General features: G+C 62.0%; 9 protein-coding genes. 8 read left to right on the forward strand and 1 reads right to left on the reverse strand.

Annotated features, from left to right (window positions below; genetic code table 11):
- Window positions 1-109 precede the first annotated feature (109 nt).
- Window positions 110-343: a helix-turn-helix transcriptional regulator gene (locus AB7F41_RS16530; protein ID WP_428386009.1), complete on the forward strand. Its 234-nt coding sequence runs from the start codon at window positions 110-112 to the stop codon at window positions 341-343.
- A 17-nt stretch (window positions 344-360) separates the two neighbouring features.
- Complete coding sequence (locus AB7F41_RS16535; protein WP_428386008.1) at window positions 361-1,254, forward strand: replication initiator protein A; 894 nt, start codon at window positions 361-363, stop codon at window positions 1,252-1,254.
- 554 nt (window positions 1,255-1,808) lie between these two features.
- Here the strand turns inward: AB7F41_RS16535 and AB7F41_RS16540 are convergent.
- Window positions 1,809-2,867, reverse strand: coding sequence for an IS110 family transposase (locus AB7F41_RS16540; protein WP_428386007.1), 1,059 nt, complete (start codon window positions 2,865-2,867; stop codon window positions 1,809-1,811).
- Between the two features lie 368 nt (window positions 2,868-3,235).
- Here AB7F41_RS16540 and AB7F41_RS16545 point away from each other — a divergent pair, with 368 nt between their 5' ends.
- The 6 genes from AB7F41_RS16545 to AB7F41_RS16570 all read left to right on the forward strand — a co-directional run bounded on the left by AB7F41_RS16545 (window position 3,236) and on the right by AB7F41_RS16570 (window position 9,566).
- A complete protein-coding gene (locus tag AB7F41_RS16545) occupies window positions 3,236-3,703 on the forward strand; it encodes a DUF2840 domain-containing protein (protein WP_428386005.1) in 468 nt (155 codons plus the stop codon).
- The gene (locus AB7F41_RS16550; RefSeq protein WP_428386003.1) at window positions 3,700-4,200 is read left to right on the forward strand and encodes a S26 family signal peptidase; all 501 of its coding nucleotides are present in this window, start codon (window positions 3,700-3,702) and stop codon (window positions 4,198-4,200) included. The genes AB7F41_RS16545 and AB7F41_RS16550 overlap by 4 nt, the downstream gene beginning before the upstream one ends.
- A 5-nt stretch (window positions 4,201-4,205) precedes the next feature.
- On the forward strand, window positions 4,206-5,036 hold the full coding sequence (locus AB7F41_RS16555) for a lytic transglycosylase domain-containing protein (protein ID WP_428406701.1): 831 nt from the start codon (window positions 4,206-4,208) through the stop codon (window positions 5,034-5,036).
- Between the two features lie 238 nt (window positions 5,037-5,274).
- The gene (locus tag AB7F41_RS16560) at window positions 5,275-7,026 is read left to right on the forward strand and encodes a relaxase/mobilization nuclease domain-containing protein (protein WP_428406702.1); all 1,752 of its coding nucleotides are present in this window, start codon (window positions 5,275-5,277) and stop codon (window positions 7,024-7,026) included.
- 104 nt (window positions 7,027-7,130) lie between these two features.
- The gene (locus AB7F41_RS16565) at window positions 7,131-9,128 is read left to right on the forward strand and encodes a conjugal transfer protein TraG (protein ID WP_428406703.1); all 1,998 of its coding nucleotides are present in this window, start codon (window positions 7,131-7,133) and stop codon (window positions 9,126-9,128) included.
- A 9-nt stretch (window positions 9,129-9,137) separates the two neighbouring features.
- Entirely contained in the window at window positions 9,138-9,566 is a 429-nt protein-coding gene (locus AB7F41_RS16570; RefSeq protein WP_428406704.1) for a ribbon-helix-helix protein, CopG family, read from the forward strand.
- Window positions 9,567-9,574: the final 8 nt, after the last annotated feature.

A 9,574-nucleotide genomic window follows, 5' to 3' on the forward strand; every position in this document is an offset into this window, starting at 1 on the left:
CCACAACAAGCATCCCCCACCGCCCGCTCAATGCCAAAGCGGGCAGACCTGCAAACAGTTCAGATGGGGGTCAATTTTGGACGCCGATCCCCCAAGTTAGGGGGTCAAAATTGCACGCCGAAACACACTCTCCGGCCGCACGCTTGAAAAGCACCGCACTTATGGTACCGGCCCACGCTACTCCAAGCTCGGCGGCCGCGTCGTTTATCGCGTCGACGACCTGCAGGCATGGGTGGAACGCGGAACCAAAGCCTCAACGTCCGATCCCGGCGTCGGGACTATTTTGCCCGCACGTCGGCACGCTAGCGACGTGCTTCTGCGCGCCAATCAGCCGCGCCGTTGAGCTCTCGGACTCGCGCCATGGCACGTCGATCAGGCCCCCTCCTCAGCGACGAATGGGAGCAGCTCGAATTGTTTCGCGCGCTCCCCGGCGATCTCGCGCCGCGCGACGCTCAGGACCTGATGTCCTACCCCTTTTTCAGCCTCGCCAAATCCAAACGCCTGACGCCGATCGACTTCCGGATGGGAGAGATCGTCATCAAGGTCGAAGCGGCGGTCGAGCACGGCATGGCGACTATTTGGGACGCCGACGTGCTCATTTGGGCAGCCTCGCAGATCGTCCAGGCGCGCGACAACGGCTTGAAAACATCGCGCCTGATGGCGGCGACCCCCTTTGAGATTTTGACCTTTATCGGGCGTGCGACGAGCGCGCGAGACTATCAACGGCTAAAGGCGGCGCTCGACCGGCTGCAATCGACGAGCGTCGCGACATCGATCCGCCAGCCGGCGGAGCGGCGACGCCACCGCTTCTCCTGGATCAACGAATGGAAGGAGATGGCCGACGCTAACGGTCGGCCGCTCGGCGTCGAATTGATCTTGCCGGATTGGTTCTACGCTGGCGTTCTCAACGAAGCTTTGGTGCTGACGATCGATCGGGAATATTTCGCGCTCACGGGCGGCTTGGAGCGCTGGCTCTATCGCCTCGTGCGCAAGCATGGCGGCCGTCAGGGTGGCGGCTGGAGTTTCGATTTCCGACATCTCCACGTGAAGTCCGGCGCACTGTCGCCACTCAAACATTTTGCGTTCGACCTGCGCGATATCGTCCGTCGGCAGCCGCTTCCAAATTACCAGCTCTCCATCCGTCACGGCCCGCTTGGCGGCGAGCGTCTCGTCTTCGCGCCGATTCCACTCGACCCGTTCGGGCGCGCTTTCGGCCGCCTCGATCCGTCCCTCCCCTCTGTGGACAAGCTGTGAAAACGCTCGTGCTATCGGGGACCGACCCTATCGTGCCATCAAGGACCCAATCCTCGTGCTATCGGGGACCAAAATGGTCGCTAACGTTTTGTCGTATCGTCATTCACGGCGCTCTTAACTGTACTAACGTAATGACTCTAACTTTTTCTTTAGAGTCAAAGCCTGTGGAGACAATGCCTCTTTCCGTCGATCAGCCATCGGCAGATCGATCCTTCCATTCTATTTCGTACGCTTTCACACGACAACATACGCTACGACATCCAACTCCAACGCTTCTCTTCGCGGTCGTTTCCTTCGCTCATCGTCACGTTCTGGCGCGGCGCAAATCTCTGCGAGGAGAGCTCGCTAACGTTCGTGGTCGGCGACAAGGCCGCCACATTCCGGGATCTGAAGACCGGGCGGTCAGGCTAATAAGCGCCGTGCGTTCATCCCTTGCGGACGCCGGCAAGTACAGTTGCGATCTCGCCCATGTCCCCGTCTCCTCGAGAGACGCCGCTCCGCCTTGGCGGAACCCTGTGACGCGGAAAGAGGAAGGAACCGTCTCGCTCAGCGCGTCACGCGCACTGAGCGATCCTGCGGCCCCGGCCGCGCTTCATGCCGGCGGCGTAACGGAATGTCGCGCCGTCGACCCAGATCTTGTGCAACAGCACGGCGAGCGCCCGCGCCACGGCCGTCGCCGCGCGCTTCAGCCCTTTCTTCTTCATCAGCCGCAGCCCCCACAGCCGCAGTTTGAAGGCGCGGCGGATGCGCGTCAGAATGGCGATCGCCGCCTCATAGAGCATGGCGCGCGTCAGCTCGTCGCCGCATTTCGAGATGCGCCCGGAACGATCGGTTTCGCCCGACTGATAGCGTCGCGGCGTCAGACCGAAGTGCGCCCCGACAGTGGCGGATTTCCTGAAACGCGCCGGATCGTCGACGGTGACGCGGAAGGTCAGCGCGACGATCGCGCCGACGCCCGGCGTGGTCATCATCCGCCGCACGGCGTCGTCCCGCTGCGCCGCCGCGAGCGCCAGTCGGTGCAGCTTCGCAAACTGCAGCCGCATCGCCGCGCGGGCGTCGAGCAACGGCGCGATGATCGCTTCGAGCGCCGGCGCGTCCGCCACGAGTTCGCGCACCCGCGCTTCGAACTTGCCGACCGACACCTGCCCGACCTTCAAGCCGAACGGCCGCAACAGCCCGCGGATCATGTTTTCCAAATCGATCGCCTGGCCGAGCATCGCCTTGCGCCCGGCGAGCAACATGCGCAGCGCCTGCGCCTCGCGCGACTTGACATGCACGGCGCGGAACCAGCCGGTGCGCATCAGCTGCGCCAGCCCGCGCGCGTCGTTGCGATCGGTCTTGTTCAGCATGGCGCTCATCGCCGCCTTCGCGTGGCGCGTCTCGACGCAGACCACCGGCAGCCCCTTCTCATCGAGCGCGGCGAACAGCCAGGCGCTGAAGGAAAACGACTCCAGCCCGACGCGCTTCAGACGCACGCCCCATTCCGAAAGGAACAATTCGATGGCGTCCGAATCGCTCGGCAGCTTCGCCTCCCGCAAGACCGTTCCCTCGCCGTTCACCACGCAGACGCTCGTCGCCTCCAGCGACACGTCGAGACCCGCATAGAATTCCATCGCTCGCCTCCTTCGTCGATCGTCGACGCGCTTTTCGCGCGCCGAATCGCTTCACGAAAGCATCATCCCCACAGCAGCACGGCCGCCGGCAGGCCAACCGTCATTACCCCGGCTAACATTGAATCCTTCGGATTCATTCTAACGGGCCACGCCGCAATCCACCGTGTGGATGATCGCGGCAAAGCTTTGCCGGAAAGAGGTGACGGGCAGAGCCGTCGATCCACGTTCATCGTCATTTGTCGGCGTCCCAAGGCCAAGCTCCGAGACCGCGCGCCTGCGCAAAAGCGGCGCATCGAGCGAACTCGCTCCCTCGTCGATCCATACGTCGCAAGTAACCCGGAAAGTTCTGCGCCTTGCGGAGGCGCGCCATGACCCCGCTTATCGAAGTGGAGCTCTATTTTCTCAAAGGCAAGATCGAGCGCTGGATTCGTTTCGGCGCGCCCGTGAATGAACGCACGCTCGACCGTCGGCGACGCATCGCTTACTTCGCGCCGGGATCAATTTTCGCATTCGTGCGCTGGGCGTCGAACGACCATGGGACGCTTGTTTCGCGCGTCGATATTCTGCGCGCCTGCAGATCGATTGAGCCCTATTCGACTGTCCCCGCCGTCAAGCCCGGCGCCGAAATTCTTCTTCGAGCGGCAGGTTGGGACAGAGTTCAGCGGGTTCTGCGCGGCATCGATGCTGTCGAGTCATTGGGCTTTGCGCCACAACATATCTGCCCGGATCATTGGCGACATATCCACAATCGACTGGCTGCAGGCCTACCGCCGCGGCCCTATACGCGAGAACGCCACAAAGCCTGGCTCCTGCGCGCGAGGGTCAATTCCAAATGATCAGACCCATCGTTCTCACATTGCTCGCAAGCTGCGCCGTCGCATCAACATTCGCGGCGACACACGATCCGCTTGTGGTTTGGAACGCTTCCGCCAGCGTCCCAATAGGTCTCTATTCCGTGAAGCCTAGAGGCAAACTCTCCGTCACCGATCTTGTCGTCGCGCGACCGCCGGAAGCGCTCGAAGGCTGGTTTGCCGAGCGTCACTATCTCGCCAAGGGCGCGCTTTTCATCAAGCGCATCGCTGCATTACCCGGCCAGCGAATCTGCCGTAACGGGCGCGCCGTGACCGTCGACGGAATTGACATGGCGGCGGCCCAGGAACGCGACCATGTCGGGCGACCGCTGCCCACCTGGAGCGGTTGCCTTTCGGTGGCTTCGGGCCAGGTCTTTCTCCTCAACTGGGATGAACCCTCGTCGCTCGACGGACGATACTTCGGAACCATTCCTTCCGAAAAATTGATTGGACGCGCAGTCCCGCTTTGGACGTGGGAGTGACGCAAATGGCGCCAAAGGAAATTCGAAGGCTCTCCAGGAGACGTTGCCGCGCATTGGCGATTTCAGCGGCGCTGCTCGCCTATGTGACGGCATTTGCCGACACTTCCTCTTCGAAGGCGCATGCCGCCGAAACCACCAAATGCGCACTTGGTCCACCTCAGACAACAGCGGAAGTTGTCGCCAGCGCGACTGACGAGGCGTCGCGCCGTTTCCATATCCCGTCCCAATGGATTCGAGCCGTCATGCGCGCTGAAAGTTCTGGCGACGCATGCGCCTTCTCCGTCAAAGGCGCAATCGGTCTGATGCAGATCATGCCAGCAACATACGAGGAGTTGCGCCTCAAGTATGCTCTTGGACCCGATCCGTTCAACCCGCGCGACAACATCTTAGCGGGCGCAGCCTATCTCTCCGAGATGCTCGAGCGCTACGGCGAAGACGGTTTTCTCGCCGCCTTTAATGCCGGCCCGCAACGCTATGAAGATCATTTGCATGGACGCCCCTTGCCGACCGAGACCATCGATTACGTCGCCGAAATTGCGTTGAAATTCGGTCTCAAACGGCTTCCGGCGACGGAATTCTCAGCCTTCCAGGGCATCAGCAAATCCCCCATCTTTGTCGCTCTGACTCCACTGAACTCTACGAGCGAGATTACTGAAGATGGCGCCATGAATGGAGAGTCAAAAAGCGGGAAAGCCGTCCCCCATCCTCTTTTTCCGGCGCAGAGCGACGACAAGATATTTACACGAATTTCGCTTTCGGATGGGCGTTCGACTGCAAGTTTACGCGCGGTCCAGCGTTCGCCGGCAGACATTTTTGTTGCTCGCCGCTCTCAATGACCGCCTTCCAACTCTATCGCACGTTTGCGCAGCCTCTCGCGCCTTTGTGCGCGAGCGCGGCGGAGGGAGCACAAGCGACCGACCTAGGGCAAGATACAAGGCGCGGCACTGCCGCCGCGCGAGCCCTTGCTGGGCAAGGGTTTCGCGCGTGCCGGTCGGATGGGCGACGTGCCGTCACAACAGCGATCTCTCGGCATGCCATCAAATTCGGTGGCACTAACACGAAGGCGAAGGCGTCGTGAGCGATAGCGGCGACGATCTTCACGTCCGTCCCGGACGCATCCGCCAGAGCAGACCCGGGCGTTCGCCCAAGAGCTTTGTCGCGCAGGTTCTGAAGGCGGCGAACCGAGCTGGCGGCGTTGGAACGCGCGGACGTCTCGGTAACGCGAAGTGCTCGACCTTCGGACGCGGACGGGGACGCGCCGTCGCCGCCGAGCGCGGGCTCTTTTCCAGTGCGCGCCGCGTCGTCGTCAAAGCGCGTGTTGTCCGCCATAAGGGCCGAGACTTCCGATCGGCGCCGCTCGCAACCCATGTCGCCTATTTGCGTCGAGAAAGCGTCGCTCGCGACGAGCAGAAGGCGCGACTGTTCGACGCCCGCTCCGATGCAGTGGACGATGGCGCCTTCGTCGACCGATGCAAGGATGACCGGCATCATTTTCGGTTCATCGTCAGCCCGGAAGACGCAACCGAAATGGAAGACATACGGGCCTTCACCCGCGACCTTCTCCGCGAGGCCGAACGCGATCTTGGGACCAAACTCGACTGGGTTGGCGTTGACCATTGGAACACGGACAATCCGCACATCCACATCCTGCTTCGCGGCAAGGCGGACGATGGCGCCGATCTCGTGATCTCGCGCGACTATATTTCGAACGGGATGCGCGCGAGAGCGGAGCGCCTGGCCGGTCTGGAATTGGGACCGAAGCCGGAGCGGCGCATCCACGAAGATCTCGCCCGAGAGGTTGACGCCGATCGTTGGACCCGGCTCGACCGCACGATCGCCGCCGGAGCCGATGAGACCGGGATCGTGGACCTGCGCCCTGGCGCGCGGCAAAGTGATCCAAACATCGAGCGACTCAAAATCGGCCGTCTGCAGAGATTGGAGCGGCTTGGTCTCGCTGTCTCAATTGGTCCGGCGCAATGGATGCTGGCGGAAGACGCAGAGAGCCGACTGCGCGATCTTGGCCTGCGTGGTGACATCATCAAGACCATGCACCGCGCCCTGACCGAAGCGCGGATCGAGCGAAGCACAATCGATTTCGCGATTCACGGCGAGAAGGATCGTCCGCCACTGATTGGGAGGCTCGTCGCGCGCGGCCTCACCGACGAACTGTCCGAAAAAGCTTTCGCGATCATCGACGGCATCGACGGCCGCGCTCACCATTTGTGCTTTCCGAATATCGAGGCGACCAGCGACGGCGCGCCCGGCGCGATTGTCGAACTGAGGCGCTTTGAGGACGCGAGCGGCGCCGAGCGCGTCGCGCTCGCCGTACGTTCGGACCTCTCGCTCGAAAATCAGATCAAGGCTGACGGCGCGACCTGGCTCGACCGTCGTTTGGTTGATCGCTCGGAAACACCGCTCGCCCATTCGGGCTTCGGCCAGGAGGTGCGCGAGGCGCTCTCAGCCCGGATCGATCATCTCTCCGCGATAGGCCTCGCGCATCGGCAAGGTCAGCGCGTGATCTTCGCGCGCGATCTTCTCGGGACGCTGCGGCGTCGGGAACTCGATGCGATCGGCGCCAGGCTCGCTGGAGAAATGGGGCTGCCTTACCGTCCGAAAACCGAAGGCGCGAATATCGCTGGGACATATCGCCAACGACTGACCCTCGCATCCGGACGTTTCGCCATGATCGACGACGGCCTCGGCTTCCAGCTCGTCCCCTGGTCGCCGTCGCTCGAGACGAAGTTCGGCAAACACATTTCCGGCGTCATGTCGCCGGGAGGCGGCGTCGACTGGAGTTTCGGCAGGAAGCGCGGGCTGGGGATTTAGGCTCCGCAGCCTTCGCCAGTCTTTGCGCGACAGCGCCCGATATTCTTCGATCCGAGCGACAACCTACTTGCCGGCGCGTTTCCGCTGTGCCGATCGTCTCCGCCATGTACGCGACGAAAATTCTCTGGGGTCTGATCGTCGTCGTCCTGTCGATCGTCTTCCTCGGCGTCTGGACGGCGACGCAGTGGACCGCGTGGCGTCTCGGCTTTCAGCCCGAACTCGGCGCCCCTTGGTTTTCCGTAGGACCCGATCAGCCCGTCTACCCGCCGCCCATCTTCTTCATGTGGTGGTATCAGTTCGACGCCTATGCGCCGGACATTTTTCTCGAAGGCGCGGGTATCGCGATTTCCGCGACATTCGTCGCCATCGCCGCGGCGATCGGTCTTTCTGTCCATCGCGCCCGCGAAGCGCGCTATGCGACCACATATGGCTCCGCGCGCTGGGCGAACGAAGCCGATATCCGCATCGCCGGCTTGCTCAGTCCCGATGGCGTCGTGCTCGGAGCATTCGGCAACGCCTATTTGCGGCATGATGGGCCGGAACATGTGCTCTGTTTCGCCCCGACCCGTTCGGGCAAGGGCGTCGGTCTCGTCGTGCCGACATTGCTCGCCTGGTCCGGCTCGGCGATCGTTCACGACATCAAGGGTGAGAATTGGTCCCTGACATCCGGTTGGCGCGCCCTCTTCGGTCGCGCGCTACTCTTCGATCCAACGAATGCAGACAGCGCCGCCTATAACCCGTTACTCGAAGTCAGGCGTGGCGACGCCGAAGTGCGCGACGTTCAAAACGTCGCCGACATTCTCGTCGACCCTGAAGGCGCGCTTGAGCGGCGTAACCATTGGGAGAAGACCAGCCACTCCCTCCTCGTCGGCGCGATCTTGCATGTGCTCTATGCCGAAGAAGACAAGACGCTCTCCGGCGTCGCTAATTTTCTCTCTGATCCGGAGCGGTCGATCGAAAATACGCTCAGCGCCATGATGACGACGAGGCATCTCGGCGACCGCCCTCATCCCGTCATCGCGTCCACTGCCCGCGAACTTCTGAACAAGAGCGAGAACGAACGCTCCGGCGTCCTTTCGACCGCCATGTCCTTCCTTGGCCTTTATCGCGATCCCGTCGTCGCCAAGGTCACGTCGCACTGCGACTGGCGGATCGATGATCTCGTTTCCGACCAAGGCCCGACGACCCTCTATCTCGTCGTGCCTCCCTCCGACATCAGCCGGACCAAGCCACTGGTCAGGCTAATCCTCAACCAGATTGGACGTCGGTTCACCGAAGACCTCGACCGAAAATCGAATCAGCGCCTTCTGCTTATGCTCGACGAGTTCCCGGCGCTCGGCCGGCTCGATTTCTTCGAGTCCGCGCTCGCCTTCATGGCTGGCTACGGGCTCAAAGCGTTTCTCATCGCCCAGTCGCTCAATCAAATCGAAAAAGCCTATGGCGCTAACAACGCCATTCTCGACAATTGCCATGTCCGCGTCGCCTTCGCCACGAACGACGAACGCACGGCCAAACGGGTTTCCGACGCGCTCGGCACCGCGACAGAGATGCGCGCCATGAAGAACTATGCCGGCCATCGCCTGTCACCCTGGCTCGGTCATCTGATGGTTTCACGTCAGGAAACGGCGCGCCCGCTGCTGACGCCCGGCGAAGTGATGCAGCTCCCGCAAGACGAAGAACTCATTCTCGTCTCCGGCGGGCCACCAATCCGCGCCCGCAAGGCGCGCTATTACGAAGACAAACGCTTCAACGAGAGAATACTCGCCCCGCCGAAATCGACGCACCGGACCGTCGACGACGATCGCCCGGACCGAAATTGGCCAGCCACCGTCACGGATGCCGCACGAAAATTGGCCGATCCCCAAGTCTTCGAGCCGCGCTATGAAGAGGCGGAGGACGCAAATAGCGGGGTACGCCGCGAACCCATGCTGCCGGAACATGAGGCGATCACGCAGGAGATTCCTGCGTGCCCAAAGGAATTCGCCTTTGCCGATGATGACCAGCCAGACACCCACGCCGTTAACTCGAAGATGTTTGGTGATCGGATGCGCTCGGTCGCGCGCCAAGCTTCTCTCGATCCCGACGATGGCTTGCAGCTCTGAGGACAAAGGATGAAGGGTCGACTGAATTGCTATTTCGACGCTGCGCTCCTCAAGCGCCTCGACGAACTCGCCGCACGCCGAGGTCTCTCGAAATCGACCATCGTCGAGGCGGCCCTCGCCTCTTTTCTATCACCAGACGCCGCCGATCAGCGTGAGGCGGCAATCACGCGACGCCTCGATAAAATGGCGCGCGCGATCGAGCGTCTCGAGCGAGATGTGTCAATCGGCAATGAAGCGCAGGCGCTCTTTATCCGCGCCTGGCTCACCGCGACGCCGCCACTCCCCGGAGAGGCGCAGGCTGCAGCCCAAGCGAAAGCAAAAGAAAGATACGAGGCTTTCGTCGAAGCGTTAGGACGAAGACTGGCGAAGGGCCAGCGTTTTGCGAAAGAGGTGTCGCAAGATATCTACTCAAGGAAACCGGAGACATCTGAGCCATAGGTCCGTGG

Source organism: Methylocystis sp., assembly GCF_050251305.1.
Lineage (GTDB): Bacteria > Pseudomonadota > Alphaproteobacteria > Rhizobiales > Beijerinckiaceae > Methylocystis.